23 protein-coding genes are annotated in these 26269 nt (G+C 72.6%); 14 read left to right on the top strand and 9 right to left on the bottom strand.

Annotation, left to right across the window (positions count from 1 at the left end):
- Positions 1 to 52 precede the first annotated feature (52 nt).
- Entirely contained in the window at positions 53 to 1471 is a 1419-nt protein-coding gene (locus tag ACH5A8_RS12600) for an MFS transporter (protein WP_399000922.1), read from the top strand.
- A 446-nt stretch (positions 1472 to 1917) separates the two neighbouring features.
- Here ACH5A8_RS12600 and ACH5A8_RS12605 read toward each other — a convergent pair whose 3' ends face one another.
- Together ACH5A8_RS12605 and ACH5A8_RS12610 are read right to left on the bottom strand one after the other, a co-directional pair.
- On the bottom strand, positions 1918 to 2328 hold the full coding sequence (locus ACH5A8_RS12605; protein WP_399000924.1) for a RidA family protein: 411 nt from the start codon (positions 2326 to 2328) through the stop codon (positions 1918 to 1920).
- Between the two features lie 170 nt (positions 2329 to 2498).
- Positions 2499 to 3380, bottom strand: a complete 882-nt coding sequence (locus ACH5A8_RS12610; protein ID WP_399000926.1) for an SDR family oxidoreductase — start codon at positions 3378 to 3380, stop codon at positions 2499 to 2501.
- Between the two features lie 85 nt (positions 3381 to 3465).
- On the opposite strand from ACH5A8_RS12610, the gene ACH5A8_RS12615 reads away from it, so the two are divergent.
- Positions 3466 to 4044 carry a TetR/AcrR family transcriptional regulator gene (locus ACH5A8_RS12615; RefSeq protein WP_399000928.1) on the top strand — a complete coding sequence of 193 codons (579 nt, stop codon included), beginning with the start codon at positions 3466 to 3468 and terminating at the stop codon, positions 4042 to 4044.
- A 121-nt stretch (positions 4045 to 4165) separates the two neighbouring features.
- Here ACH5A8_RS12615 and ACH5A8_RS12620 read toward each other — a convergent pair whose 3' ends face one another.
- Positions 4166 to 5056, bottom strand: a complete 891-nt coding sequence (locus ACH5A8_RS12620; protein ID WP_399000930.1) for a helix-turn-helix transcriptional regulator — start codon at positions 5054 to 5056, stop codon at positions 4166 to 4168.
- Between the two features lie 273 nt (positions 5057 to 5329).
- On the opposite strand from ACH5A8_RS12620, the gene ACH5A8_RS12625 reads away from it, so the two are divergent.
- Both ACH5A8_RS12625 and ACH5A8_RS12630 read left to right on the top strand, forming a co-directional pair.
- Entirely contained in the window at positions 5330 to 6346 is a 1017-nt protein-coding gene (locus ACH5A8_RS12625; protein WP_399000932.1) for a zinc-dependent alcohol dehydrogenase family protein, read from the top strand.
- Positions 6347 to 6380: 34 nt separating this feature from the next.
- Complete coding sequence (locus ACH5A8_RS12630) at positions 6381 to 6791, top strand: cupin domain-containing protein (RefSeq protein ID WP_399000934.1); 411 nt, start codon at positions 6381 to 6383, stop codon at positions 6789 to 6791.
- A 127-nt stretch (positions 6792 to 6918) separates the two neighbouring features.
- On the opposite strand, the gene ACH5A8_RS12635 is transcribed toward ACH5A8_RS12630, so the two are convergent.
- Together ACH5A8_RS12635 and ACH5A8_RS12640 are read right to left on the bottom strand one after the other, a co-directional pair.
- On the bottom strand, positions 6919 to 8685 hold the full coding sequence (locus ACH5A8_RS12635) for an Ig-like domain repeat protein (protein ID WP_399000936.1): 1767 nt from the start codon (positions 8683 to 8685) through the stop codon (positions 6919 to 6921).
- 289 nt (positions 8686 to 8974) lie between these two features.
- The gene (locus tag ACH5A8_RS12640; protein ID WP_399000938.1) at positions 8975 to 9229 is read right to left on the bottom strand and encodes a hypothetical protein; all 255 of its coding nucleotides are present in this window, start codon (positions 9227 to 9229) and stop codon (positions 8975 to 8977) included.
- A 447-nt stretch (positions 9230 to 9676) separates the two neighbouring features.
- On the opposite strand from ACH5A8_RS12640, the gene ACH5A8_RS12645 reads away from it, so the two are divergent.
- From ACH5A8_RS12645 to ACH5A8_RS12655, 3 genes are all read left to right on the top strand, one after another.
- On the top strand, positions 9677 to 10576 hold the full coding sequence (locus ACH5A8_RS12645) for an oxidoreductase (RefSeq protein ID WP_399000940.1): 900 nt from the start codon (positions 9677 to 9679) through the stop codon (positions 10574 to 10576).
- A gap of 165 nt (positions 10577 to 10741) precedes the next feature.
- Positions 10742 to 11428, top strand: coding sequence for a glyoxalase (locus tag ACH5A8_RS12650; RefSeq protein WP_399000942.1), 687 nt, complete (start codon positions 10742 to 10744; stop codon positions 11426 to 11428).
- Positions 11429 to 11494: 66 nt separating this feature from the next.
- Positions 11495 to 11977, top strand: coding sequence for an iron chaperone (locus ACH5A8_RS12655; protein WP_399000944.1), 483 nt, complete (start codon positions 11495 to 11497; stop codon positions 11975 to 11977).
- A 364-nt stretch (positions 11978 to 12341) separates the two neighbouring features.
- On the opposite strand, the gene ACH5A8_RS12660 is transcribed toward ACH5A8_RS12655, so the two are convergent.
- On the bottom strand, positions 12342 to 13769 hold the full coding sequence (locus ACH5A8_RS12660) for a helix-turn-helix domain-containing protein (protein WP_399000947.1): 1428 nt from the start codon (positions 13767 to 13769) through the stop codon (positions 12342 to 12344).
- Positions 13770 to 13993: 224 nt separating this feature from the next.
- On the opposite strand from ACH5A8_RS12660, the gene ACH5A8_RS12665 reads away from it, so the two are divergent.
- Positions 13994 to 14605: a hypothetical protein gene (locus tag ACH5A8_RS12665; protein ID WP_399000949.1), complete on the top strand. Its 612-nt coding sequence runs from the start codon at positions 13994 to 13996 to the stop codon at positions 14603 to 14605.
- Positions 14606 to 14760: 155 nt separating this feature from the next.
- On the top strand, positions 14761 to 15234 hold the full coding sequence (locus ACH5A8_RS12670) for a hypothetical protein (RefSeq protein WP_399000951.1): 474 nt from the start codon (positions 14761 to 14763) through the stop codon (positions 15232 to 15234).
- A gap of 233 nt (positions 15235 to 15467) precedes the next feature.
- On the opposite strand, the gene ACH5A8_RS12675 is transcribed toward ACH5A8_RS12670, so the two are convergent.
- Complete coding sequence (locus ACH5A8_RS12675; RefSeq protein WP_399000953.1) at positions 15468 to 16970, bottom strand: MFS transporter; 1503 nt, start codon at positions 16968 to 16970, stop codon at positions 15468 to 15470.
- 244 nt (positions 16971 to 17214) lie between these two features.
- On the opposite strand from ACH5A8_RS12675, the gene ACH5A8_RS12680 reads away from it, so the two are divergent.
- The 3 genes from ACH5A8_RS12680 to ACH5A8_RS12690 all read left to right on the top strand — a co-directional run bounded on the left by ACH5A8_RS12680 (position 17215) and on the right by ACH5A8_RS12690 (position 23801).
- Positions 17215 to 18159, top strand: coding sequence for a helix-turn-helix domain-containing protein (locus ACH5A8_RS12680; RefSeq protein ID WP_399000955.1), 945 nt, complete (start codon positions 17215 to 17217; stop codon positions 18157 to 18159).
- 100 nt (positions 18160 to 18259) lie between these two features.
- Positions 18260 to 18910 (top strand): class I SAM-dependent methyltransferase, encoded by a 651-nt coding sequence (locus ACH5A8_RS12685; protein WP_399000957.1) that lies wholly within the window; start codon positions 18260 to 18262, stop codon positions 18908 to 18910.
- A 604-nt stretch (positions 18911 to 19514) separates the two neighbouring features.
- Positions 19515 to 23801, top strand: coding sequence for a discoidin domain-containing protein (locus tag ACH5A8_RS12690; RefSeq protein WP_399000959.1), 4287 nt, complete (start codon positions 19515 to 19517; stop codon positions 23799 to 23801).
- A gap of 58 nt (positions 23802 to 23859) precedes the next feature.
- Here the strand turns inward: ACH5A8_RS12690 and ACH5A8_RS12695 are convergent, their stop codons facing one another.
- Positions 23860 to 24408: an EF-hand domain-containing protein gene (locus tag ACH5A8_RS12695; RefSeq protein WP_399000961.1), complete on the bottom strand. Its 549-nt coding sequence runs from the start codon at positions 24406 to 24408 to the stop codon at positions 23860 to 23862.
- 239 nt (positions 24409 to 24647) lie between these two features.
- On the opposite strand from ACH5A8_RS12695, the gene ACH5A8_RS12700 reads away from it, so the two are divergent.
- Positions 24648 to 25082: a VOC family protein gene (locus ACH5A8_RS12700; RefSeq protein ID WP_399000963.1), complete on the top strand. Its 435-nt coding sequence runs from the start codon at positions 24648 to 24650 to the stop codon at positions 25080 to 25082.
- A 156-nt stretch (positions 25083 to 25238) separates the two neighbouring features.
- Entirely contained in the window at positions 25239 to 25466 is a 228-nt protein-coding gene (locus tag ACH5A8_RS12705) for a hypothetical protein (RefSeq protein ID WP_399000965.1), read from the top strand.
- A gap of 46 nt (positions 25467 to 25512) precedes the next feature.
- On the opposite strand, the gene ACH5A8_RS12710 is transcribed toward ACH5A8_RS12705, so the two are convergent.
- The gene (locus tag ACH5A8_RS12710) at positions 25513 to 25962 is read right to left on the bottom strand and encodes a MerR family transcriptional regulator (RefSeq protein WP_399000967.1); all 450 of its coding nucleotides are present in this window, start codon (positions 25960 to 25962) and stop codon (positions 25513 to 25515) included.
- Positions 25963 to 26269: the final 307 nt, after the last annotated feature.

Here is a 26269-nt window from a genome sequence, read left to right on the forward strand (position 1 = left end):
GACGTCGATGTTTCACGCGGTTCGCCCGTGGACGGAGGAGGGAGCCAGGGGCGTGACGTTCGCGGAGTCCGGTGGTGCCGAGGGGCCGGTGCCCGCCGCCCGGCCGGCCCCGGAACGCGGACGGCGGTCCTTGGCGCCCCTCCTCGCCGTGTGCGCCGGGTACTTCATGGTGATCCTGGACGTGACGATCATCAACGTGGCCGCGCCGGTCATCGGCCGCGAGCTGTCCGTCTCGGTCACCGGCATCCAGTGGATCACGGACGGCTACACCCTGGCCTTCGCCGGATTCCTCATGACCGGAGGGGCGCTGGGGGACCGGCTGGGCAACCGGCGGGTCTTCGGCTGGGGCGTCGTGGTGTTCGTCGCTTCGTCGGCCGGGTGCGCGTTCGCGCCGAACGCCCGCTTCCTCGTCGCGGCCCGGGTGGTGGAGGGCGTCGGCGCGGCGTTGATCGTGCCCGGTTCCCTGGCCCTGCTCCAGCAGGCGTATCCCGCTCCGGCGGCACGCGCACGCGCCTTCGGGCTGTGGGGTTCGATGGCGGGCGTCGCGGCCTCCGCCGGGCCGCTGCTGGGCGGCCTGCTGGTCTCCACGGTGGGCTGGCGCTGGGTCTTCCTCATCAACCTGCCGGTCGGCGTGGCGTGTCTGGCCCTGACGCTGCGGCACGTGGCGCCCTCGTCCCGCGACGCCGGACGGGCCCTGGACTGGCCGGCGCAGTGCGCGGTGGTGGCGACGGCGGCCCTGCTGACCGCCGCGCTCAACGAGGCCGGACGGCGCGGCTGGACCGACCCCGCCGTCCTCGCCGGAGCGGGGCTGGCCGTCCTGGCCGCCGCGGTGTTCGCGCTGCGCGAGCGGCTGGCCAGGTCGCCCGCCCTGCCGCTGGACCTGCTGCGCTCACGGGCGATGAGCGGCGGAGCCGTCATCGGTCTGCTGTTCAACTTCGGCTTCTACGGCATGGTGTTCACCGCCAGCCTGGACTTCCAGCGCCGGCGTGGCCTGAGCGCCCTGGAGACCGGGGCGGCGCTGTTCCCGGCGGTCGCGATGACCATGTTCGCCTCGGCCCTGTCCGGGCGGCTGTCCCGCCGCACCGGCGACCGGCCGCTGGTGGTCTCCGGCATGCTGCTGGCCGCGCTGGGCCTGGCCGGCTGGGCGGTGGCCGGCCCCGACGCCGGCTACCCGCTGCTGGTGCCGCCCATGATGGCCGCGGGGTTCGGCACCTCCTTCGCGCTGACCGGTTCGACCGCCACGGTGATGGGGGCCGCACCGCCCGGGTATCCGGGGGTCGCCTCCGCCCTGTTCAACACCACCCGCCAGATCGGCAGCGCGACGGGGGTGGCCCTCGGCGGCAGCCTGCTCTCCATGGGCGCCGGCTCCGGCGGAGGGCTGCGCGCCGGCATGGCCGCCGGAGCGCTCGCCTACCTCGTGGCCGCCGGCCTGGCACGGCTGTGCGTACCGGCCGGACCGAGGAAGCCGTAGCCGCTCGGTGACGCTCGCACCCGGCTCCGCGGCCGGCCTCGGGAAGCCCCGGCGCGACGGTCGCGCCGGGCACTCACCGTGACCCCGGGAAGATCCCGGTGCGACGATCCCACCGCGCACCGCGGCCCGGGCAACGCCGGACCGCGTTCCCGCACCCTGCCGGTGGGGCTCCGACGGCCCGCCACCGAATCCGACGGCCCGCCACCGAATCCGACGGCGGGCCCCCTCCTTTTCCGGCACGTCACGGACGGATGACCTGGCCCTGCGCGCGGCCTTCGACGGCGTCCACATGGGCGCGGGCCACCTCGCAGACGGGAGTGCCGTCGGCCGAGTCCCTGCCTTTGCCCTACTCGATCGACCCCGGGCTGACGAGGCTGATCCGCGGATCCCGCGGCATCACGCCGGCCGCGTCGCGGACGAGGGACCCGGCAGGTGTGTCGCCGGGCTCAGGAGTCGAGTACGGCGGCGACGGCCTCGATCTCGACGAGCTGATCGGCGTAACCCAGCACCGTGACGCCCATCAAGGTGCTGGGAACGTCATGGTCACCGAACGCGTCCCGGACCACATTCCAGGCGGTCACCAGATCCTCCTGGCGGGACGACGCGACGAGAACCCTCGTGCTGATGACGTCCTGGAGCGACGCACCGGAGGCGGCGAGGGCGGCCCGCATGTTCTCGACCGCTTTCAGCGCCTGCCCCGCGTAGTCGCCGACCGCCGCCGTCGAGCCGTCGTCGTTCAGGGGACACGCTCCCGCCAGGAAGATCAGGCGGGAGTCGGCGGGCGCCGTGGCCGCGTAGGCGTACTCGGCGACGTCGGACAGGGCGGCGCAGCGGATCAGGGTGACGGCACGGGCCATGGTCCTGGGGTCCTTTCCCCTCGGGTGTCGGGCGCGGACATCCTGCCAACGGCTCGTCGGAACCCGCCTCCCCTTTTTCCGCTCGCACCGCGACTTCCTCCGCCCACACCGCGACGCGGTCCTGTCGGTGCGGGCGCCGACGGGCCGGCCGGCCCCGTCTCCTCCTCCGGTCAGGGCCGGACGTTCTCCAGGTCGTCCAGAAGGCCGGGGTGCTTCGGCTCCCAGCCGAGCGCCCGCCGGGTGTGAGCGCCGGACGAGGGCTGGTCGGCCGCGAAGACGGGACCGAGGGGGCCGTACGTCTGCGTCGGCACCGACTCGACGGGCAGGCCCAGCCGCCGGCCGATGACCGCCGCGATGTCACGCACCGCGTCCCCCTCGTCGGCCACCGCGTGCCAGGAGGTGCCCGCTTCCGCCCGCTCCAGGGCCAGCCGGAAGAGGACGGCCGCGTCGAGCGCGTGCACGGCCGGCCAGCGCTGTGCGCCGTCGCCCGGGTAGCCCGAGACCCCGGTCCGGCGCGCGATGTCGGTCAGCAGGCCGGCGAATCCGCCCGCGCCCTGGTTGTGGACCGTGCGCGGCAGGCGTACGGCCGTGCTGCGGACCCCGCGCGAGGCGAGGCCCAGGACCGCCGTGACCGCGCGGCCGCGGCCACCGACCGGCCCGTCGGTCGGCAGCGGGTCGCTCTCCGTGGAGGGGCGGCCCGGCACGAGGGGCGTACCCGAGGCGGCCACGAAGGGGCGGTCGCTGCCGACGAGTTCCTCGCCGATGGCGGCGAGGGCGGCGCTCTCCTCGGTTATCGCGTTCGCGAGGGCGTCGGCGCTGCTGAAGTCGTTGGCGAACGCCAGGTGGATCACCCCGTCGGCCCGGGCGGCGCCCGCGCGCAGGACGTCCAGATCGCGGAGGGCTCCCCTGAGCGGCTCGGCGCCGGCCGCCTCGGCGGCCCGCGCCGACGCGTCGGAACGGGCGAGCGCGAGGACGGTGTGGCCGTTGCCGAGGAGTTCGGCGAGGACGGCGGACCCGATCAGGCCGGTGCCACCGGTGACGAAGACGTGCATGGAACTCTCCCGCAATCGATGGGACTCTTGTCCCGTCACCATACCCGAGTGATGGGACTCTTGTCCCATCACATAGGATGGCGCCATGGGCAGATGGGAACCGGGAGCGCGTGAACGCCTCGTCGTGGCCGCCGTCGACCTGTTCGCCGAGCAGGGGTACGACGCCACGACCGTCGCGCAGATCGCCGAGCGGGCCGGGGTCACCAAGAGCACCTTCTTCCGGCACTTCCCCGACAAGCGCGAACTGCTGGTGGCCGGGCAGGAGACGCTGTGCCGGCTGCTGGCCGAGGGCATCGCCGAGGCGCCCGGTGACGCCGGCCCGCTCGACGCGGTCGCCGCCGGTCTCGAGCGCGCCACGGCCACGATGGGCCCCGTGAACCGCGAAATCGCCCCTCGTCTCAAGGCGGCCGTCGCCGCCAGCACCGAACTCCAGGAGCGCGACGCCCTCAAGAGCCTCAGCCTCGCGGCGGCGATGACGACAGCCCTGGCCGCCCGCGGTGTGCCCGATCCGATCGCCGCCCTCGCCGGCGAGCTGGGCGTCCTCGCCTTCAAGCGGGGGTACGCCCAGTGGTCCGAGGGTGACCGTGAGGGCGAGGACGAGCTCGCAGGGCACGTCCTGGCGGCCCTGGAGGAGCTGCGCGCGGCGACCGCGGCACTGGGCTGACCGGCCCATGAACTGACGTCGGGCTTCGGCTTCGTGCTTCGGCTCGAGCTTCGCGTTTCGGCCGTCGGGCGCTGGTGGTGGGTGTGCGAGGACCGGATCACCCGCTCCCGGGAGCGGGTCCTCAGCCGGTGGGGCGCCGGGCCGCCGTGCCGGCGTCCTCGGTGGCGGCCAGGGAGGCGAGCAGGCGCAGCCCCTCCTCCGAGGACGAGCCGGGCTCGGCGGTGTAGACGGTCATGCCCAGTCCGGGTTCGGCGGCCAGGTCCAGGGCCTCGTAGGCGAGGGTGAGGTCGCCGACCGCGGGGTGGCGGAACCGCTTGGTGCCGGTCCCGTGGCGGCGGACGTCGTGGGCGCCCCAGCGGGTGCGGAACTCCCTGCTGCGGGTGGACAGCTCCCCGACGAGGTCGTGCAGCTCCTTGTCGTGGGGGTCGCGGCCGGCCTCCCGGCGCAGGATGGCCACCGCCATGTCCCCGAACAGCTCCCAGTCGGGGTAGAACCGGCGGGAGGCCGGGTCGAGGAAGTTGAAACGGGCCAGGTTGCGCTGGTTGTCCGCGTTGGCGAAGAGGTCGGCGTAGAAGACCCGGGCGAGCGGGTTGACGGCCAGGACGTCCATCCGGCCGTTGCTCACGACCGCGGGTCCCGCCGTGATCGCGTCCAGCGTCCACTGCAGGCTGCGGTGCGGGCTCCACTGCCGGACGGTGGACCGGCGCCGGGGGCGGCTGAGGGCGTCGGAGCCGGCGGCGGCCTGGGCCAGGTGCAGCAGGTGGGCGCGTTCGGCGTCGTCCAGCTGAAGTGCGCGGGCGACGGCTTCGAGGACGGCCGGGGAGACGCCGGCGAGGCTGCCGCGCTCCAGCTTCGCGTAGTACTCCACGCTCATGTCGGCCAGCGCGGCGACCTCGCTCCTGCGCAGCCCCGGCACCCGCCGCCGGGGCCCGGCCGGCAGACCGGCCAGCTCCGGGGTGATCTTCGCTCGCCGCGAGGTGAGGAACTCGCGGACCTCCTCACGGTTGTCCATGTCCCCGACCGTACGTCGTGCCCGCAGGAGAAGGGGTGTACCGGCAGTACACCTCTCGACGGTGACTGGCTCGCCGCCGGCATCGGCGGTTACCTGGAACGAGGCACTTCCCGGGCGGCGCGACCGTCCGGCGCGAGGTGCCCTGCCGGGCGGTGCGCGAGGGACGACGGCGCCCCTTTCGCACGCACCGCAGGCTCATGCCCGTACCCGGGCACGGTGGCGGCCCCGAGGACCGCCCCGAGCCCCGCCCTTCCCCATGTAAGGACTTTTCCGATGCGCGGAGCAGTCATCCACGCCCCTGGCGATGTGCGCTTCGAGGCCCTCGCCGACCCGAAGATCCTGAAGCCGACGGACGCGATCATCCGGACGGCCGTGACCTGCGTGTGCGGCTCCGACCTGTGGCCCTGGCGCGGCCTGGACGCGACCGACGAGGCGCACCCGATGGGGCACGAGTACGTCGGCTTCGTCGAGGAGGTAGGAGCCGAGGTCACCTCGGTCAGGCCGGGCCAGTTCGTCGTCGGCTCGTTCGCGACCTCGGACAACACCTGCCCCAACTGCCGCAACGGCTTCCAGTCCAACTGCCTGAACCGCGAGTTCATGAGCACCTGCCAGGCCGAGTACGTACGCGTCCCCGACGCCCAGGGCACCCTGGTCGCCACCGACGAGGTGCCGGACGAGGAACTGTGGCCCGGCCTGCTGGCCGTCTCCGACGTGATGGGCACCGGCTGGTGGGCCGCGGAGGCCGCCGAGGTGAAGCCCGGCTCCACGGCCGTGGTCGTCGGCGACGGCGCGGTCGGCCTGTGCGCGGTGATCGCGGCCAAGGAGTTCGGTGCCGAGCGCGTCATCGCCATGTCCCGGCACGAGCCGCGCCAGAAGCTCGCCCGGGAGTTCGGCGCGACCGACATCGTCACCGAGCGCGGCGAGGAGGGCGTCGCCAGGATCAAGGAGCTGACCGGCGGGATCGGCGCCGACAGCGTCCTGGAGTGCGTGGGCACCGCCCAGGCCATGAGCCAGGCGCTGCACTCGGCGCGGCCCGGCGGCAACGTCGGCTTCGTCGGCGTCCCCCACGGGGTCGCGATCGACGGACAGGAGCTGTTCTTCTCCCACGTCGGCCTGCGCGGCGGGCCCGCGCCCGTGCGCCGCTACCTGCCCGACCTGATCGACCGCGTCCTCACCCGCCGGATCGACCCGGGCAAGGTCTTCGATCTCACCCTGCCCCTGGAACAGGTCGCCGAGGGCTACCGGGCCATGGACGAGCGCCGCGCCGTCAAGACCCTCCTCAAGCCCTGACACCCACCTCACAGCCACTGGAGAAGGAACGACCGTGCAGATCACCCGTAGCTCGATCGACACCGTCAAGGGTCCCGCCGACTGGTTCACCGGCGACGTCTACATCGACGCCGTCGCCGCGGCCCCCGCCCCGTCCCGGGTCAGCGCCAACCTGGTCCACTTCATGCCCGGCGCCCGCACCCACTGGCACCGCCACCCGCTGAGCCAGACCGTCTTCGTCACCGAAGGGATCGGCCTGTGCCAGCGGCGGGGCGGGCCCGTCGAGGTCATCCGCCCCGGCGACCGCGTCCTGTTCGAAGCCGATGAGGAGCACTGGCACGGCGCCGCCCCGAACCGGCTCATGGTTCACCTGGCCATCAACGAAGCGGACGTCGATCACGACGTCGTGCACTGGTCGACCCCCGTCACCGACGAGGAGTACGCCGCGGCCCCGGCCACCGGCTGACACCGGCCCCGGCCGACACCGGCAGCGACCGCCGGCTGATTCCGGTGGCGGACACCGGCCGGGCGGCGGCGGACACCGACCGGGCGGCGCCGGTCCGATGTCCGCCGCATCCGCTCGGACGGCCGGCTCAGTCGCCGGCGACCGAGACCGTCACCCAGTCCGCCGACGGGTCGTGCAGCGCGTCACCGGCGTAGGAGACCGTGTACAGGGTGCTGCCGGCGGCGGGCGGCACGTCGTTCACGGTGAAGCCGCCGTCGGGACCGACGGTGACGGCGGGCAGGTCGGTGGCGCCCTTCTTCGTCAGCCGCTGGACGTCGACGACGGTCCCGGTCGGCAGGGGCACCCCGGCCGTGCTCAGGGTGCCGTGCAGGAGGACGCCCGAGGTGCTCGCCCCGGACGGCGTCTCGATCACCAGTTCCGTGGGGGCCTTGGCCACATCCACGCTCACCGTGGTGTCCGGGGCGGGATCGTGCGCGGCGTCCCCGGCGAAGGAGACGGTGTACGTGGCCGTCCCGGTGGTGGACGGCGTGTCGTCCAGGGTGAAGCCGCCGTCCGGACCGACGGTCGCCGCCGGAACGGTGTGGTCGCCGTCCGCGTCGTGGCGGACCGCGGTCACCCGCGCGGGCGTGGCGGGCGCCGGTCCGTTCAGCCGCAACGTGCCGGAGATCCGCACCGCCTGGCCCGCGAAAGGAGTGCCGGGCGCCACGGTCGGCGGGGCGTCGAAGGCGGAATGGTAGCGCGCGTCGGGGCGGGAGATGACGTGCAGCCAGTACGCGTCACCGGCGGCGTTCGTCGTCATCGCGAACAGCCGCGAGCCGTCGGCGCTGAAGGCGAGTCCGCGGTCGGCCACCCGGTCGCCGCCCGTCGTCCCGTCCGTGAAGGCGTACTCCCGCGGCGTGTCGCCCCGGGTGGGGTCGGCCTGCTGCACCAGCAGGTCGGCCGAGGCGCCGTCGGCCGCCCCGCCGCGGGCGACGAGCGAGCCGTCCGGGCTGAAGGCGACCGCCGTGGAGTCGGTTCCAGCGGGCAGCGCGCCGTAGCCGGGCGCCGCGTCGGCGAGGCCCGTGGTGGACAGCGTCTTGACACCCGAGGTCCCGGCCGCGACCGCCACCAGGGCGCCGTCGGGGCTGACCGCGATGTCCCGGGGCGGGGCCGCCGGATCGGTGGCGGCGGTGTACGTCCGAAGGGCCAGCTGCCGGGCGGCGCCGGTGGTGGCGTCGTAGACACCGACGACCAGCTTGGGCGTCCCGTAGGTCGCGTACGTCTCGACGAGTTTGTCGGGGATCCCCGGCGAGGTGGCGAACTTCGCGTCCACCAGCGAGTCGCCCGCCTGCTTGTGGGCGCCGCCCAGGAAGTCGCCGCTGTACAGCGCCTGCGGCTCGGTGGCGCAGTCCTTCGGAAGGTACTGGCTGGTCATCCTGGTGAACCAGAGTTTCCCGCCGGCGGTCCCGATGTCACCGGGGCACCGACCCCGGAAGAAGTCGTTGCTCACCCATCCGCCGCCCGCGTAGGCGAAGGTGTCGGCGTCGAAGACCAGCAGGTAACTGGAGGTGGCCACGTAGAGGATGGCGCCGTCCGCGGAGAGCATCATGGCGCTCGCGCCGTCCGTGGAACCGGTCTTGACCGTCCTGAGCAGATTGCCGTCGAAGTCGTAGACGAGCACTTCGCCGACGGTCGACGAGAGGCCGCCCGTACTGACGTACACCCGGCCGCGTGCTTGGTCCACCAGCATGCGCGAGTAGGAGGCGGTCGGCAGCCTGACCGTGGTGTCGGACGGTTCGCCCGGTTCGGTCGCCTGCGCGGCCGGCGCGCCGGTGACCAGCGCGACGGCGCAGATCGCGAACGCCGCGAGCAGCCCCTTCGCGCGTCTGGAGCGGACACGGCTGTATCGGGTCACGTGGTTCCCCCCACTGTCGTCGTGACGTTCGCCGCCCTCGGGGGCGACGCTCGGAACCTAACAGTTCGTCAAGGTCTGCGGATGGCTTTCCGGGCAGGTCACGCGAGGCGCCGCTTCCGGGACCGGTTCGCGGAGAGGGCGAGGGTGGGGTGTGTCCGGCCGCCGCTACGTCGGCATACCGGCGATGTGCACAGCCGATCGCGCGACGGCCGATCCGCGTCGACGAGGCGCAGAAGTCAGCGTTGCGACTCGGCCGGTCGGCGGTCGGCCGGCGGAGAGGGCCGACCTGTCACGCGTGCCTGTCGTGGCGGGAGTGTCCACCACGGCGCGGCTCCATGGGGTCGAGCAGCAGCAGCGCCGCCCACAAGGCCGCCTGGACCGCGAGACCGAGCACGGCGCGCACGCCGGCCCCGGTGGCGACCGCGGAGGCCAGGAGGCCGGCGGTGAGCACCAGGAAGGCGAGGCAGGCGAGTTGAGCCGTGCGCGGGACCGCTTCCGCCCAGGCGGAGGACCGCGACGCCCGGCGCTTCGGACTCGCTGTCATGAGGCGACCTCGACGATCACCCACGGCGCCGTCCCGAGGAAGTTCAACGGACACGTGGCGTCCCTCCCGTGCCTTCGGCGTCCCGTTCCCCGCCCGGCCGGCGAGGCCCGTACTGCGTACGGGTGCCCCGGCGGACGGCGCGGACACCCGCCCGGCACCGGCCAAGGAGTCGTACGGGCGAGAGGGGTCCGGCACCGGCGCGCACGACCCGCCCCCGGGACGGTCTCTTCCCTGGACAGCGGTCGCCTCCGTGACGGGCCGACGCCGCGCGGCCGGGGCAGCGTGCCCGGCGTCCTGACCGGCGTCTCTCGACACTTCCAACGGCCGTGCGGGGGCGATTCGTTCCCGATGCGGGTGTGACGTTTCGCCCAGCCTTCCGGCCTGTCGGGACTCCCCTCAGCCGTCGCATACTCCAGGACCCGACGAACCGACAGGCGAAGGAGCACGGTGAAAGCGGCAGCGGCGGCAGGGACTTGGAAACTCGGTGACCTGGAGGTCAACCGCGTCGGCTACGGCGCGATGCGGCTGACGGGCAACGGCATGATGGGCAACTCCGACGGCCCGCCGATCGACCGCGCCGCCGCGGTGCGGCTGCTGCACAGCGCGTTCGAGCAGGGCGTCAACCACATCGACACGGCGGCGTTCTACTTCTCGCCGCTGCGCTCCGCGAACGAGCTCGTCAACCGGGCCCTCGCCTCCTGGCGCGACGACGTGGTCGTGGTGACCAAGGTCGGCCCGGGACGCGCCCCCTCCGGCGAGTGGCTCGCCATGGCCCGCCCCGAGGAACTGCGCGGCCAGGTCGAGGAGAACCTGCGCCAGCTCGGCCAGGACCACCTGGACGTGGTGAACCTGCGGAGCGACGGCATGGACTCGATCGCCGAGCACTTCGGCGCCCTCGCCGAGCTGCGCGCGGCGGGCCTGGTCCGGCACCTGGGGCTGTCCAACGTCCGGCCGTGCCACGTCGCCGAGGCCGGAAAGATCGCGCCCGTGGTCTGTGTGCAGAACGCCTACGGCCTGGACTGGCGCCGTTCCGACGAGAGCGGGCTCGTCGACCTGTGCGGGGAGCAGGGCATCGCCTTCGTCCCGTTCTTCGCGATCTCCGGGCTGCGTCGCGAGGCGGCGGCGGCCCGGGACCGGGACGCCCGCCTCCACACGGTCGCCCGCGCCCACGGCGCGACGCCCGCCCAGATACGTCTCGCCTGGACCCTCCACCGCGGTCCGCACATCCTGGCCATCCCCGGTACGACCGACCCCGCCCACCTCGCCGAGAACATCGCCGCCGGCGCCCTTCGCCTGACCGAGGAGGAGCTCGCCCTCCTCGACGCGCCGGACGAGACCGACGACTGAACCCGCCTGCGTCCGCCCCCTCCGGCCGGAGGGGGACAGACGCCGCAGGAGCAGGACGAACGCCCGTGCGATGCCGGTGGCCGGTCCGCGGGTGGCGAGGCAGGTGACGAGAACGGTCAGGAATCGAGAAGCCCCGGGCGCCGGCCAGGCCCTAACGTGATGGTCATGGCACTCACCGCTTCCACCGCTTCCCCCGTGGCCGGCCCGGCCGCCACGCGTGGTACTTCCCTGGCGTCCGTCACCCTGGAGGTGACCGACCCCGAGGCGGCCCACCGCTTCTACACCGCCTTCGGAGTGCACACGCGCATACGCCTCCGGGAGTCCGAGGCGGACTCCACCGGGTTCCGCGGCTTCACCCTGGCGCTCACGGTGTCCCGGCCGGCCACCGTCGACAGGTTCCTCGACGCCGCGACGGGCGCCGGCGCCACACCGCTGAAGCCCGCCGCGAAGTCGCTGTGGGGATACGGCGGCGTCGTCCAGGCCCCGGACGGGACGATCTGGAAGGTCGCGACCTCGGCGAAGAAGGACACCGGCCCGGCCACCACGGAGATCGACGAGGTCGTTCTCCTGCTCGGCGTCGAGGACGTGAAGGCCGGCAAGCAGTTCTACGCCGACCGGGGCCTGACCGTGGCCAGGAGCTTCGGCGGCAAGTACGCCGAGTTCGCCTCCGAGGAGGCCGGCACCGTGAAACTGGCGTTGTACAAGCGTCGCGGCCTGGCCAAGGACCTCGGCGTCCCCGCGGAGGGCACCGGCTCGCACCGCGTCGTCCTCGGCGGCACCGCCGGTTCCTTCACCGATCCGGACGGATTCGTCTGGGAGACCGTCGCCGCGCCCACTTCCGTGCCGTCCTGACCCCGGCGCCGCACCCCGCTCCGACCCGCCCCGCCCCGCCCCGCCCCGCACGAGAGGACACCCGCCATGCCCACGAAGCCTTCCGCGAAGACCCCCGACAAGACCGCCGGACAGCACGACGGATTCACCGCCGAGGAACGGGCCGCGATGAAGGCCCACGCGCAGGAACAGCGGAAGACGGCCGCGCGGCGCGGTCTTTCCCGGGCGGAGAAGGAAGCGGCAGCGGAGCAGGACGTGCTCGCGAAGATCGCCGAGATGCCGGAATCGGACCGGGTCCTCGCCGAACGGATCCACGACATCGTCAAGACCGCCGCTCCGGACCTCACGCCCAAGCTCTGGTACGGGATGCCCGCGTACGCCAGGGACGGCAAGGTCGTCTGCCACTTCCAGGGCGCGTACAAGTTCAAGACGCGGTACGCCACGCTCGGCTTCAGCGACCAGGCGGCGCTCGACGACGGCGCCGTGTGGCCGACCGCCTACGCCCTGAAGGAACTGAGCGCGGCCGACGAACAGCTGATCAGCGCGCTCGTCAAGAAGGCCGCCGGCTGAAGCCGCACCACGGCCGACGGACCTCCTCCACGGCGGACTTCCTGCACGGCGGGCCTTATCGGGGGAGGCGGTCCCGAGGTGAGGGTCCGGCCGTCGTCGACGTCCTCGAAGCACAGGCCCGGCGCCCCGGGCCCGCACTCCCGGAATCGGTGACCCCGGAGACCGCCACCCGGTCCAGCCCCGGTCACAGCACTAGGGCGTGTTTCGAAAGTGGCGCTGTCCGCCCGAAGGGCGGGCCCCGCGGCGTGCGTGTGATCGCAAGGCGGAGGGTCGTCCTCGTACTGGGCGTACGTGGACGATCCCTACAACGCGGCGAGCGCGCGTGCCAGGCGTCGCGGGGCAGGCGGGACTTTCGAAACACGCCCTAGCCGTCGTACGGGCGCCAGGCACGCCCGCCCGCGTCGTCGGTGCCGTACCAGTAGCGCGGCAGTCCGTTGATGCTGGTGGTGCGGAACGGGCGGCCGTGGTCGTCGATGCGGATCGTGCCGGTGCGGCCCTGGGAGGACCATTCGAGTTCGAGGTACCAACGGGCGTCGTAGGTCTGTGTCGTCGCGTCGACGAGCAGCACCTCCGGGTCCTCCGCGGAGACGCGGTACGGGAAGTGCACGGCCGGGAGGGTGCGTTCGCTGTCGGCGCCGTCCTTCGGGCGGGCGACGGGGCGGTCGGCGTCGAGGTTCACGGTGAAGCGACGGGGCGTCAACTCGCCACCACAGCCCTGGTCCATGGCGTACGCGCTCCCGGTGGCCGGGTTGCCGCGGCTGACGGTGCGGACGCGGAGCGCCTCCAGGACCACGGCCGTCGACGATCGCCCCTGCACCGAGATCTGCACCAGCGTCCGCCGCCCGTGCACGGCGGCCTGTGTCGCAGCCCAGGCCCCGGCGTCCTGCTGCACCGGCGGCGGGGGCACCTGCGAGGGCGGCTTGTCGATGACGTAGTCGTGGCCGCAGCCCATGTCCCAGACCTGGGAGTCGGCGTTCCAGGCGAGGGGCGGGCCGGTGGTCGGCTTCGCGGCCGAGGTGGGATCGCTGCTGTTGCCGGTAGCGGTGGTGGACGCGGCGGGAGCCTGCCGCCGGGGGCCGGGTGCCGCGGAGTTCCGGGCGCGGGAGGAGGAGGGGAGCGGGGCGGCCGACGGGTCCGCCGACCGGTGGGGCATGCCGGGAGCGGTCGTCCGCGGGCCGGCGGAGCGGGGGGCGTCCGCCTCGGAGGAGCGGTCGTCCGACAGGGCGGAGGTGATGCCCAGGGTGGCAAGCAGCGCGCAGGCGACGGCGGTGGACGCGAGGACCCGTCGACGGCGGAACCAGGGGAGGGGAGCGGGGGAGGGGGCGGGGTCGCGTGGGGCGGGATCGTCTCCGGGCCGTTCCACGGAGGCGCTCTCCTCGACGAGCGTCCCGTCGGCGTTGGCGTCCGTGTTCGTGTCCGCATCCGGTGTCGGTGCCGGTGTCGGCGCCGGAAGCTCCGCACCCGCACCCGTATCGGAACCGGCCGTACGCCCCCGCTGCCGAGCCGCCACCGCCGATATCCACAGCCGGTGCAGTTCCAGCCTTTCCTCCGGAGTCGCTCCACAGAAGGCCGCGAGTCGTTCCACGGGCGCGAAGTCCTGCGGCACCGCTTCGCCCGCGCAGTACCGGTGCAGCGTGGAGGTGTTCATGTTGAGGCGGCGGGCCAGCGAGCCGTAGCTCCGGTCCGTGCGGCCCTTCAGCCGGCGCAGCAGCGCGGCGAACTCCTCGACATCGTCCCCGATCGACACCGTTCCCCCGTCGTCCGCACGCGATCCCGTATCCCAGGCACTCATATACCTGCACGTCAGACGGGCTGGGACGGTTCCACCGTCACCGATCGCGCGGCAGTCGTTGCGCTGGACTCCGGGGACCGCCGATGCTCTTGGTGCCGGGCCGACCGGCGCCGGACCGACCGAACGGCGCCGGGTGGCATCCGACACGCATGCACCGCACCGGCATGCATGCCTCGCACTCACTCACCACGCTCCATCACCGCACCCGTCCACGGGGGACACCCATGCCCAAGCACACCCGAGCAGGCGCGCTCCTCGCGGTCGCCCTCACGGGCCTGACCATGGCGCTCGCCGCACCTGCCACCGCCGCTGCCGAGGCGCCCGGCTTCCTCACGGCCGCGGACCTGCCGCCGCACCCCACCTCGTCCTGGACGGCCGACAAGGTCACCGCCGGCGTGCCGGAGGAGACGGCCTGGGACACCTGTCTGCGGGCGCTGCCCGGCCGTGCGCCGGCATGGCACCGCGACTTCCGAACCGACCTCGACACGAACGCACGGCAGATCACCCTGGTCCTGCCGGACACGCGTTCGGCGAAGCAGCTGACCTCGTGGCTGGACGAGGACATCGAGTCCTGCCCGGCCCGCATCGAGCAGCGGGACCCGGACACCGAGGCCACCGGGAAGGACTACGGGAAGCTGCCCGTCGAGGAAGGCGCCCGCGTCCACGGCGTCCACACCGAGACCTCCTGGGGCGCGAGCGACGTCCGCCTCCTCTCGGTCGGCCGGGACGGCCGCACCGTCACGGTCGTGAACTGGGCGGGGCTCGGCGGCTTCGAGGGCGCTCCGGTGAAGGCCTTCGAGAAGACGACCGTCGAGGCCGTGAACAAGCTCCACTGACCGAACCGCCCACCACGCCGGGCCGCCCTCCCGCCACGGGGGTCGGGAGGGGGCCCGGCGCCGACGACCACGGCGACGGGCCGGCCATCCCGTCACTCGGCCATCCGATCACACGGCCATCCGATCACTCGGACACTCGAAAACAGGGGACAGACATGAACAGCAAGACCCGCACCGCGCTCACCGCCGGCGTCCTCGCCGTCGCTCTCGGCCTCGGCGTCACCGTCCAGGCCTCCGCGGGCACCCCGCGCAGCGTCAGCGGCAAGCCGTCCGACGGCATCACCCGCATCGCCGACTTCTACGGCGCCTACATCGACGCGGTGACCGACGAGGACAGCGGCGGCCTCGGTGAAGCCCTGCGCGGCCACTACCTCACCGCCGACTTCCAGAAGGAGCTGAACGCCTGGGAGGAGAAGAACCACGCCAACGGCGTCCTGCGCGCCCAGAACGTGCCGATCGCCTGGAAGGTCACCGACAACGGCACCGCCGACCGCACGGAGGCCCTGGTCACCCTCACCTGGAGCAGTTCCAGCACGACCACACTCGTCGTCGACATGACCCGCGACAGCCACAAGATCTTCCACATCGGGGAGAAGGGCATCGGCGGGAAGGGCGTCAGCAGGAAGTGAAGGCCGGTACCGCGACGGAACCGGCCGAGCGGGAGGCCACGCGCCACCGGAGCACGACCCACCGGCGCGCCCGGGCCACGGCGCGCTGACATCCCGCGGTGCCGGCACCACCCCGCGGCGCCCACGTAGCGCAGCCTGACCTACCGCGGCGCCGACGCACCGAGCGCCGACGCCCAGCCGCACGGACACCGCGGCGGGGCGTCGGCGCGGCCGGGTGTCAGCGCCGCTGGGCGTCAGGCGCGCGGCAGCAGCAGGCGGGTGAGCGCGGTGGTGACGAGCAGGACGACGGCGACGGCGAGGAGTCCGAGGCGCATGCCCGGGAGGGAGAAGCCGTCACCGGCGCCGGCCAGCAGACTGCCGAACAGGGCGACGGCGAGCGCGCCACCGGTCTGCCGCAGGGCGTTGAGCAGCCCCGAGGCCGTCCCCGCCCGCTCCGCCGGAACGGCGTCCATCAACAGCGCGGTCAACGCCGGAACCGCGAGCGCCCCGCCGACGCTCAGCGGCAGCAGCAGGACCAGTACCAGCCAGACCGGGGTGTGCACGGTCAGCGGCCACATCGCCGCCATCGCCCCGGCGAAGACCAACTGCCCGGCGACGATGACCTGTCGGCGTCCGATCCGCTCCGCCAGCCGGGGAGAGACCAGATTGGTCGCCGTCACCACCGCCGACATCGGGACGAACATCAGCCCCGCCTCGATCCCCGACATCCCGCGTAGCTGCTGGTAGTACAGGCCGAGGAGGAAGATCCCGCCGTAGAAGGCGGCGTTGAGGGCGAAGCCGACGGCGAGCGCGACGGCCACCCGGCGGTCCGTCAGCATGCCGAGGGGGACCATCGGCCGCGGGTGCCGGGCCTCGACCGCACGGAAGGCGAAACCGGAGACGACGGCGAGCACGGCGGCGGCCACGACGGGGGCCTCGGTCCAGCCGAGACGGCCGCCCTCGATCACCGCGAACGCCAGTCCGGCCAGGGCCAGTACGGCGGTGACCTGGCCGCCGACGTCCAGCGCGGCGGGCCGGCGCGGCGAGCGCGGCACCCGGACCAGCAGGCCGAGGATCACCGCCCCGACCGGGAGGTTCAGCAGGAACACCGACCGCCAGCCGGCCAGGTCGGTGAGCAGCCCGCCCAGCACCGGGCCCGCGGCCATCGCCACCGAGCCGCCGACCGTCCACAGCGCGATCGCCCGGGCCCGGGCCCGGGCGTCCTCGTAGGCCTGCCGGATCAGTGCCAGCGAGGCCGGCATCACGACGGCCGCCGCGGCGCCCTGCGCCACCCGCGCAGCGACCAGGAGGCCGATGCCGGGAGCGAGCGCGCAGCCGAGGGAGGCCAGGGTGAACAGGGCGACCCCCCAGGCGTAGGCGCGGCGGGCGCCGGCACGGTCGGAGAGGGCGCCGGCGGACAGCATCAGGGCCGCGAACATCAGGGTGTAGGCGTCCACCACCCACTGCAGCCCGGTCATGCCGCCGCTGAGGGAGTCACGGATCGCGGGCAGCGCGATGTTCACGGCCGAGACGTCGATGGTGATCACGGTGAAGCCCAGCAGCGAGGCGATCAGCTCCACGCCCCTGCGCCGGGGCGCCGGGGGTGTGACCACGGGTGGAGGCGCGGCCGGTCGTGCTCCGCCCGGGCGCCGCGAAGTCCGGGCCGGCTGACGCGGCGGACGCTCCGAGGTTCCGGGTCCGCGCCCGGGGGTGGCCGTGGAGGACGGCGGGGAGGGCAGGCGAGGGGTGGCGGGCATGGTGAACTCCTTCGCGGCAGGTCGAGGGCGGCACGTCGGCGACGTGTCGGGCGGGCGGCCGCGGTGTCGCCGGGCCGCGGTCCGGTGTCGCGCACCCCCTGGGCCCCGGCGTCCGGGCCGCCCGCTCCGGGAACGACTCTGCGCCATGGACGCGCCGTCCGGCAGACCGCGCTGTTCCGGGGCGCCGCGTTCCAGGCCCTGACACACCCCCTCAGTCGTGCCGCCCCCCTGTCACAATGGCCGGATGGCAGCAACTGACGTGCGAGGCACCGAACTCGGCAGGTACCTGAAAGCCCGCAGGGCGCAGGTGCGCCCGCAGGACGTCGGTCTCCCCGCCGGCGCGGGACTGCGCCGCACTCCCGGGCTGCGCAGGGAGGAGCTGGCCGCGTTGGCCGGGGTGAGCGTCGACTACTACATCCGCCTGGAGCGCGGGCGGGAGACCAATCCCTCTCCCGCCGTCGTGGACGCCCTCGGCCGCGCCCTGCGACTGCGCGGCGACGGCTACGAGCGCCTGCACGAGCTCGCCGAGCTGGCCTCCGGCCGGGTCTCGGAGCTGCCGGCCTGCTCCGACCGGACCGTCCGTGACTCGGTCCTGCGGATGCTGGAGTCGGTGCGCCCGCTGCCGGCCTACGTGGTGAGCCGTCACAACCGCGTCCTGGCCGCCAACCCGCCCGGCCGGCGGTTGCTGCCCGGGCTCTGGGACTGGCCGGAGGAACAGCGCAACCTGACCCGGTACCTCTTCCTCCATCCGGTGGGCCGGACGCTGTACGAGCCGTGGGAGGAGACGGTCACCCACTCGGTGGCACACCTGAGGGCGGTCGCCGGGGCCGACCCGGACGACCCCGAACTGACGACGCTGGTCGGCGAGTTGCTCCTGAAGTCACAGGACTTCGCGCGCATCTGGGAGCGGTACGACGTCTGCGAGCGCGGCGGCGGGCAGAAGTGCTTCCGCCATCCGAACGTCGGGGCCATGACCCTGACGTACGAGGTGATGCGCCTGGCGCGGACGGGGGGCCAGCGGATGGTGGTCTACCAGGCGGCTCCCGGGAGCCCGGACGAGCGGGCCATGCTCCGGCTGGAGTCCGCACACCCCCTGCGGGAGGCGCCGGCCGCGGACCACCCGGAGCCGGCCGCCGAGCCGCCCGCCCCGCGTGCCGAACCCCGCCACCACTCCGTACGCGCGGGCTGAGCCGTACCCGCCGGCTGAGCCTGTACCGCCGGCCGAGCGCGGTCTGCCGCGAGTACGGCCGCTTCCCGAGCGGCCGTACGGCCGACCTATAGTTGGCCTCATGAGCCGTTGGACGGAGTTGACCGGGGAGAAGTCCGGCGAGGACTACGCCGCACGCTTCGCGGCCCTGGCCCGCACCGGCGAGGACGTTCACGGCGAAGCGCGGTTCTGCGCGGCCCTGGTGCCGGCCGGCGCGCGCGTGCTGGACGCCGGGTGCGGTACCGGACGGGTCATGATCCGGCTGGCGGAGCTCGGGTACGACTGTGTCGGGGTGGACCTCGACGCGTCGATGCTGGCGGTGGCCCGGAAGCAGGCGCCGCGGCTGCCCTGGTTGCGGGCCGATCTGACCGAGTTCGAACCGGCCCGGCTCGGCGTCGCGAGCGACTTCGATCTCGTCGTCGCCGCGGGCAACATCTTCCCGCTGCTCGCTCCCGGCACCGAGGCCCTGGTGGCCGCGCGACTGTCCGCGGCCCTGCGTCCGGGCGGTCTTCTGGTCGCCGGTTTCGGCCTGGACGCGGCCCATCTGCCCGTGCCGCCCGGCATCACGCTGCCGGAGTACGACGAGTGCTGCGCGGCGGCCGGCCTCCTTCTCGTCGACCGCTTCGCCACCTGGGACGCCGACCCCTATGACGGCGGCGGCTATGCCGTCAGCATCCACCGCCGGTCGGAGAACGCCCCGTCGCCCGTCGTCCGGCCGGCCGGGCCCCGCTGAGCGCGGGTGCGGGAGCGTCGCTCCCGTCGGCAGCCGGGCCGGCCACCGCGCCGCCAGGTCCGGCGGCGCTTTACGCAAATCTGCGTCACAGGACCCGTAGTGTCACGCAAGAACTTGCGCTTCTTGCGTAAACTTGCGTCGTGTGGGTCGTGGCCTCACTCCCTTCGCGCCCAAAGCTCCTGAACCGGGTGACAGCGGTCCGTTCGGTCCTCCCGGGAGGAGTGCCGGACACGGTGGGAAGCGCCAGAACCGAGTACCGGTGAGGGGGTTGGTGCTCAGGGGACGCTTCGCCGCCGGCTCTCTCCGTGGCGGTCCCCTGCCCTGCTCACCGGCTCGCCATGCGATCGGACGTCGACGTTCCGCACGGGATCCTGGCCCGTACTCGTTGAAAAGTGTGTGGTCCTGACCGTAGACGTGCTTACAGCCGTCTGCAATATTTCGATGAAACAGCGAAAAAACTGAACGCACATCCGGGCCGGTACGCCCTCTCCGCACCGGGGAGCCTCCGCACCGCCTTGTCGTACCGCGCCACCGCTCTGCCCAGGAAAGAGCCGTCCTCGCCGCCTCACCGGCGCGAGCGAACCTCCGCAGGGAGTGACCCCACATGATCCGACACAAGCCGAGAACCTGGAGACGACGCGCGGCGACCGCCGCGCTCGCCTCCACCGTCATGGTGCTTGGCCTGCCCGCCGTCGGCGCACAGGCGGCCGGCGCAAAGGGGGCCGGCGGCCACGAGGCCGCCGCCGACGCCCCGGTCAAGTCCGGCAGCGCCCTCGGCGCCCACACGGCCGCCGACGTCGCCGACGGCGACGCCGACACCTACTGGCAGGCCGGGACCAAGGCCGCCCAGTGGGTGCAGACCGACCTCGGCAGGACCGAGCGCGTCCGCCGGGTCGTGCTGCGTCTGCCCGCCGGCTGGCAGACCCGCAAGCAGACGCTGGCCCTCCAGGGCAGCACCGACGGGAAGAGCTTCACCACGCTCAAGTCGTCGGCGCGGTACGTCTTCAGCCCCGGCAACGGCAACACGGTCGAGATCTCCTTCCCCGCGACCCTCGCGCGGTACGTGCGCGCCGACTTCAGCGACAACTCGGCCGCCCCCACCGCCCAGCTCGGCGAGATGCAGGTCCTCACCACCACCGCATCGACACCCAACCTGGCTCAGGGCAGGCCCTTCACCGAGAGCGGGCACGCCGACGTCTACCCGGCGGCCAACGCCGGTGACGGCAACCGCAACACCTACTGGGAGAGCACGAACAACGCCTTCCCCCAGTGGCTCCAGGTCGACCTCGGATCCTCGGTCAAGATCAACCAGGTGACCCTGCGGCTGCCCGCCGGCTGGCCGAGCCGCAGCCAGACCCTCAAGATCCAGGGCTCGACGGACAACAGGAACTTCACCGACCTGACCGTCTCGAAGGCGTACACCTTCGACAGCGGCGACGACCAGTCGGCGACCATCGGCTTCGACACCACCACCACGCGCTACGTGCGCGTGCTGATCACCGCCAACACCGGCTGGCCGGCGGGCCAGTTGTCCGAGCTGGAGGTCTACGGACCCGCCACCGGCGACACCCAGGCGCCCACCGCGCCGTCCAACCTGAGCTACACCGAGCCGGCCACCGGCCAGATCAAGCTGACCTGGAGCGCGGCCACCGACGACACCGGCGTCACCGGCTACGACGTCTACGCCGACGGGCAGTTGCGCGCGAGTGTCGCCGGGAACGTCCTGACGTACACCGACACCCAGCCGGCCGGCAGCGACATCACCTACTACGTCCGGGCCAAGGACGCCGCGGGCAACGTCTCCGCCAACAGCAACAGCGTCACCCGCAAGGGCGCGAGCGGCGACACCCAGGCCCCGACGGCGCCGGGCAACCTCACCTACACCCAGTCCGGCGACGACGTGAAGCTCACCTGGCAGGCCTCGACCGACAACGTCAAGGTCACCGGCTATGACGTCTACGCCAACGACCAGCTCGTCAAGTCCGTCGCGGGCGACGTCACCACGTACACCGACACCCCGTCGGCGGCAGCCACCGTCACCTACTACGTGAAGGCGAAGGACGCGGCCGGGAACGTGTCGGCGGCCGGCAACAGCGTCACCCGGCCCGGCTCCGGCGCCGGTTCGGACCTCGCGCAGGGCAAGCCCGTCGAGGCCTCCTCGTACACCTTCACCTACGTCGCCGCCAACGCCAACGACGGCCAGACCAGCACGTACTGGGAGAGCGCGGGCGGCGCCTACCCGGCCACCCTCACCACCCGGCTGGGCGCCGACGCCGACCTCGGCCGGGTCGTCGTCAAGCTCAACCCGGACGCCGCCTGGTCCACCCGCACCCAGAACATCCAGGTCCTCGGCCGCGACCAGGACGCGACCGGCTTCACGAGCCTCGCGGCGGCGAAGGACTACACCTTCAACCCGGCGAGCGGCAACACCGTGACCATCCCGGTCTCCGGCACGGCCGCCGACGTCCAGCTGAAGTTCACGTCCAACTCCGGTGCCCCGGGCGCGCAGGTCGCCGAGTTCCAGGTGATCGGCATCCCGGCCGCCAATCCGGATCTCAAGGTCACCGGCATCACCAACTCGCCCGCCGCCCCGGTGGAGACGGACGCCGTCAGCCTCTCCGCGACCGTCACCAACAGCGGCACCAAGGCGTCGAAGGCCACCGACCTGAACTTCACGCTCGGCGGCACCAAGGCCGCCACGGCCGACGTCCCCGCGCTCGCCGCCGGTGAGTCGAAGACGGTCACCGCGAGCATCGGCGTCCGGGACGCGGGCAGTTACACCCTCGGCGCCGAGGTGGACCCCTCGAACAAGGTCATCGAGCAGAACGAGGCCAACAACACCTTCACCCGCTCCGACGCCCTCGTCGTCAAGCCCGTCTCCAGCTCCGACCTGGTCGCCGCACCGGTGGCCTGGTCACCGTCCAGCCCGTCGGCGGGGGACGCCGTCAAGTTCACCATCGCCATCAAGAACCAGGGCACCACGGCCTCGGCCTCCGGCGCCCACGGCGTGACGCTGTCGGTCCAGGACTCCAAGGGCGCCACCGTCAAGACCCTGACCGGCTCCTACAACGGCGCCATCGCGCCCGGCCAGACGACCGCACCCGTCAGCCTGGGTTCGTGGACGGCCGTCAACGGCAAGTACACCGTGAAGACCGTCATCGCCGACGACGCCGACGAAGCGCCGGTCAAGCGCGCCAACAACACCACCACGCAACCCCTGTTCGTCGGCCGCGGCGCCGACATGCCGTACGACATGTACGAGGCCGAGGACGGCACGGTCGGCGGCGGCGCCAAGGTCGTCGGCCCGAACCGGACCGTCGGCGACCTCGCAGGCGAGGCCAGCGGCCGCAAGGCGGTCACCCTGAGCGCCACCGGCCAGTACGTCGAGTGGACCACCCGCGCCGACACCAACACCCTGGTCACCCGCTTCTCGATCCCCGACGGCACGAACACCACGCTGGACGTCTACGTCGACGGCCAGTTCCTCAAGGCGATCGACCTCACGTCCAAGTACGCCTGGCTGTACGGGAACGAGACCGCGCCCGGCAACTCGCCCGGCTCCGGCGCGCCCCGCCACATCTACGACGAGGCGAACCTGCTGCTCGGCAGGACCGTTCCGGCCGGCTCCCGGATCCGCCTCCAGAAGGACACGGCCAACACCTCCACCTACGCCATCGACTTCGTCAACACCGAGCAGGCGACGGCGGCCCCGAACCCCGACCCGGCCGCCTACACGGTCCCGGCCGGATTCTCGCAGCAGGACGTGCAGAACGCGCTCGACAAGGTACGCATGGACACCACCGGCAAGCTCGTCGGCGTCTACCTGCCCGCCGGGGACTACGAGACCTCCAGCAAGTTCCAGGTCTACGGCAAGGCGGTCAGGATCGTCGGAGCCGGGCCGTGGTTCACCCGCTTCCACGCGCCGTCCTCGCAGGAGAACACCGACATCGGCTTCCGCGCCGACGCCACCGCCAAGGGCTCGGTGTTCAGCGGATTCGCCTACTTCGGCAACTATACGTCCCGCATCGACGGCCCGGGCAAGGTGTTCGACTTCGCCAACGTCTCCGACATCACCATCGACAACATCTGGGTCGAGCACATGGTGTGCCTGTACTGGGGCGCCAACACCGACGGCATGACCATCGAGAACTCCCGCATCCGTGACACGTTCGCCGACGGCGTCAACATGACGAACGGCTCCACGGACAACCACGTCGTCAACAACGACGCCCGCGCCACGGGCGACGACAGCTTCGCCCTCTTCTCGGCGATCGACGCGGGCGGCGCCGACGAGAAGAACAACCTCTACGAGAACCTCACCGCCACGCTCACCTGGCGCGCGGCCGGGATCGCCGTCTACGGCGGCTACGACAACACCTTCCGCAACATCCGCGTCGCCGACACCCTGGTGTACTCCGGCATCACCATCTCCTCGCTGGACTTCGGCTACCCGATGAACGGCTTCGGGACCGATCCGACGACCATCGAGAACGTCTCCCTGGAGCGGACCGGCGGCCACTTCTGGGGCTCGCAGGTCTTCCCCGCCATCTGGGCGTTCTCCGCGTCCAAGGTCTTCCAGGGCATCCGCGTCAACGACGTCGACATCGACGACTCCACCTACGGAGGCGTGATGTTCCAAACCAACTACGTAGGCGGACAGCCGCAGTTCCCGGTGAAGGACACGATCTTCACCGACATCTCGATCACGAACTCCAAGAAGAGCGGAGACGCGTTCGACGCCAAGTCCGGGTTCGGCATCTGGGCCAACGAACTCCCCGAGCCCGGTCAGGGACCCGCCGTCGGTGAAGCCACCTTCCGCAATCTGCGGATGAGCGGCAACGCCCAGGACATCCGCAACACGACCAGCACGTTCAAGATCGACGTCGAGTAGGGCGCCGACAGCCCGGACGGTACGGGTCTCCCGCGAGGAGGCCCGTACCGTCGCGCGTTCAGCCGGCCGCGCGGGGGAGCGGCCCGCACAGCAGGTTGCCGGGCTCTCCCGGGTCGTCGCTGGTCCAGAACTGGGTCCACAGCAGGGCGAATTGGGGACGGCTGAGATATCCGTCGCCGTCCTGGTCGAGACGGTCGAAGACGTCTCCGGTGCGCACGCTCCGCCCGTGCCAGGTGTCGACGAGCCGTTGGTGCTCGGTGCGGGAGATCCGGCCGTCGCCGTTCTCGTCCACGGCGTCGAAGATGGTGTCGGCGGTGGCGGTGACCTGCTCGGGCATGGCCGGCAGCCGGTCCACCATGGAGAGGATGTCGTCCATGTCGACGCGGCCGTCCTGATCGGTGTCGACCGCCGCCGACAGGTGCCGCCACCATCCCAGCATGACGTCCTTCACCCGTCCGGCCAGCTCCGATCCGGGCTCGACACGGGGCAACCGCGCCCAGCGGTCGGCCAACGCCACGAAGTCCCCCTCCTCCAGACAGCCGTTGCCGTCCACATCGAACGCGTCGAACATCGCCTGAAGCTTGTTCCGCTGGAACTCACTGGCCATGACCGGCCTCCTCACTCGCGGTGCCGAGAGCATGCTGCCCGCGCCGGCCGACGACACAACGGCTCCCGGGGGTGCGAGGACGCAGCCGTCCGCCGCCGCGGGCCGCCGGCATGCCTCACGCGCCGGTTTGAAGCGCCTGAGGCGGCCGTCATGGACATCGACGTGCCGCTTTCGCGGACCCCTGCGGGGGGCCCGCGAAAGGGAGTTGCTCAGCGGATTCCCCCTGCTACGGTGACCCGATGGCATCGGTCAAGCAGTTCCAGGTCACCTTCGACTGCGCGGATCCCGAGCGCGTCGCCCGTTTCTGGTGTGAGGTGTTGGGGTACGTCGTTCCGCCGCCGCCGCAGGGGTTCGCCAGTTGGAAGGAGTTCGACGGCTCATTGCCGCCTGAGCACCAGGGTTCACGGTTCGCATGTGTCGATCCCACGGGTGTGGGCCCACGGCTGTTCTTCCAGCGCGTTCCCGAAGGCAAGGTCGCCAAGAACCGGGTGCACCTCGATGTGCGGGCAGGCACCGGACTCGTGGGCGAGGAACGCCTGGCCACGCTCCAGGCCGAATGCGACCGACTGGTCGCGCTCGGCGCGGAGTGCGAGCGTGTACTGCCCGCCGACGACGACAACGAGTCCTGCATCGTGATGCGGGACATCGAGGGCAACGAATTCTGCCTCGACTGAGAGCCTCACGGCCCCTGGGGCGTGGTCGCTGCCGTGCCCCGTGGTCGCTGCCGTGCCGGCCCTCTGGTGACCGCCGGACCCACCGCCGCCCCGCCCCCGCTATATTGAACACGTTCAAACCGGGGTGGGTTCGGTGCGGGGGGATGCATGGTCGTCGTGGCGCGCTTGGTGCTCACCTGGATCGCGACCTGGGTGACGCTGGTCGTCCTGGTGCTCCTGCCGGCGCTGTTGCCGGACCGGTGGCAGTACTACGTCTATTCGCCGGCCAGCGTCGGGCTGTGGATGCTGTCCATGCTCGGCGCTCCCGTGGTGGCCTGCGTCGTCCGTTGGCCTTGGATCCGCCACGGCGCACGGAAGGCCGGACCCGGCGGAAGCCGAACGTGACCGCCGGACGTCGCACTCTCCCGCGCGCCCGCGTCGAGCGCCCCGGTCAGGGAGTGGGCCGCTCGAGTGCGGTCCGGGGCTCGGGAGTGCGGCCCGTGGCGGCCTCGCGGGCGAGGCGGGCGCGGAGGGTCTGGGCGAAGTCCTCGGCGCGGGAGAGCCGGGTGCGCAATGTGTCGATCTGCTCGGCCGCGGTCCGCTCGTAACGGCGGACACGGGCGAGCAGGGCCTCCCGTTCCTCGTCTGCCGGGGCGGGGGAGGCGTCGAGGCGATCGGTGGCGTCCAGCAGGTCGCGCATCTGGTCCAGCGTGAAGCCGAGCGGCTTCATGCGGCGGATGACCATGAGGCGGGCGACGTCGGTCTCGGTGTAGAGGCGGAAGCCCCCCTGCGAGCGGGCCGAGGGGATGACGAGTCCGGTCTCCTCGTAGTGGCGGATGGTGCGCAGGGACAGCTCGGTGCGCGCGGCGACCTCGCCGATCTGCATGTAGGTGCCGTCCACGTCCGTCGTTCCAGCCTTTCCCGTGCCGCGAGCGGTTCTCGCGACTGCCTCATCGATCTCTACTCTAACGTTAGGGTAGAGTCGTGCGGGCGGGGCGGCGGTCTGCTGCCCCGCACTGCCGTGCCGGGGCCGATGCCGTCTTCGGCAGGACAGCGACGCCCCGGGAGACACACGTGCGCGAGACCATGATGCCCGAGGCGGGCGTCTGCCCGCCGTGACCCCTGACCCCTGAGCCGGGTGATCCGCCCGCTCCGCCCCCCACTCCCGCGAAGACTCGCGGCCCGCCCCTGAACCGAGCGGGCCGACC

The sequence above is a fragment of the Streptomyces sp. NPDC018610 genome, assembly GCF_044391765.1.
Lineage (GTDB): Bacteria > Actinomycetota > Actinomycetes > Streptomycetales > Streptomycetaceae > Streptomyces.

Excerpts from the sequence above, each read along its gene's own strand:
- ACH5A8_RS12605 (WP_399000924.1), bottom strand. The coding sequence starts at position 2,328 with ATGGCCCGTGCCGTCACCCTGATCCGCTGCGCCGCCCTGTCCGACGTC.
- ACH5A8_RS12610 (WP_399000926.1), bottom strand. The coding sequence starts at position 3,380 with ATGCACGTCTTCGTCACCGGTGGCACCGGCCTGATCGGGTCCGCCGTC.
- ACH5A8_RS12615 (WP_399000928.1), top strand. The coding sequence starts at position 3,466 with ATGGGCAGATGGGAACCGGGAGCGCGTGAACGCCTCGTCGTGGCCGCC.
- ACH5A8_RS12620 (WP_399000930.1), bottom strand. The coding sequence starts at position 5,056 with ATGGACAACCGTGAGGAGGTCCGCGAGTTCCTCACCTCGCGGCGAGCG.
- ACH5A8_RS12625 (WP_399000932.1), top strand. The coding sequence starts at position 5,330 with ATGCGCGGAGCAGTCATCCACGCCCCTGGCGATGTGCGCTTCGAGGCC.
- ACH5A8_RS12640 (WP_399000938.1), bottom strand. The coding sequence starts at position 9,229 with ATGACAGCGAGTCCGAAGCGCCGGGCGTCGCGGTCCTCCGCCTGGGCG.
- ACH5A8_RS12650 (WP_399000942.1), top strand. The coding sequence starts at position 10,742 with ATGGCACTCACCGCTTCCACCGCTTCCCCCGTGGCCGGCCCGGCCGCC.
- ACH5A8_RS12655 (WP_399000944.1), top strand. The coding sequence starts at position 11,495 with ATGCCCACGAAGCCTTCCGCGAAGACCCCCGACAAGACCGCCGGACAG.
- ACH5A8_RS12660 (WP_399000947.1), bottom strand. The coding sequence starts at position 13,769 with ATGAGTGCCTGGGATACGGGATCGCGTGCGGACGACGGGGGAACGGTG.
- ACH5A8_RS12665 (WP_399000949.1), top strand. The coding sequence starts at position 13,994 with ATGCCCAAGCACACCCGAGCAGGCGCGCTCCTCGCGGTCGCCCTCACG.
- ACH5A8_RS12670 (WP_399000951.1), top strand. The coding sequence starts at position 14,761 with ATGAACAGCAAGACCCGCACCGCGCTCACCGCCGGCGTCCTCGCCGTC.
- ACH5A8_RS12675 (WP_399000953.1), bottom strand. The coding sequence starts at position 16,970 with ATGCCCGCCACCCCTCGCCTGCCCTCCCCGCCGTCCTCCACGGCCACC.
- ACH5A8_RS12680 (WP_399000955.1), top strand. The coding sequence starts at position 17,215 with ATGGCAGCAACTGACGTGCGAGGCACCGAACTCGGCAGGTACCTGAAA.
- ACH5A8_RS12685 (WP_399000957.1), top strand. The coding sequence starts at position 18,260 with ATGAGCCGTTGGACGGAGTTGACCGGGGAGAAGTCCGGCGAGGACTAC.
- ACH5A8_RS12690 (WP_399000959.1), top strand. The coding sequence starts at position 19,515 with ATGATCCGACACAAGCCGAGAACCTGGAGACGACGCGCGGCGACCGCC.
- ACH5A8_RS12695 (WP_399000961.1), bottom strand. The coding sequence starts at position 24,408 with ATGGCCAGTGAGTTCCAGCGGAACAAGCTTCAGGCGATGTTCGACGCG.
- ACH5A8_RS12700 (WP_399000963.1), top strand. The coding sequence starts at position 24,648 with ATGGCATCGGTCAAGCAGTTCCAGGTCACCTTCGACTGCGCGGATCCC.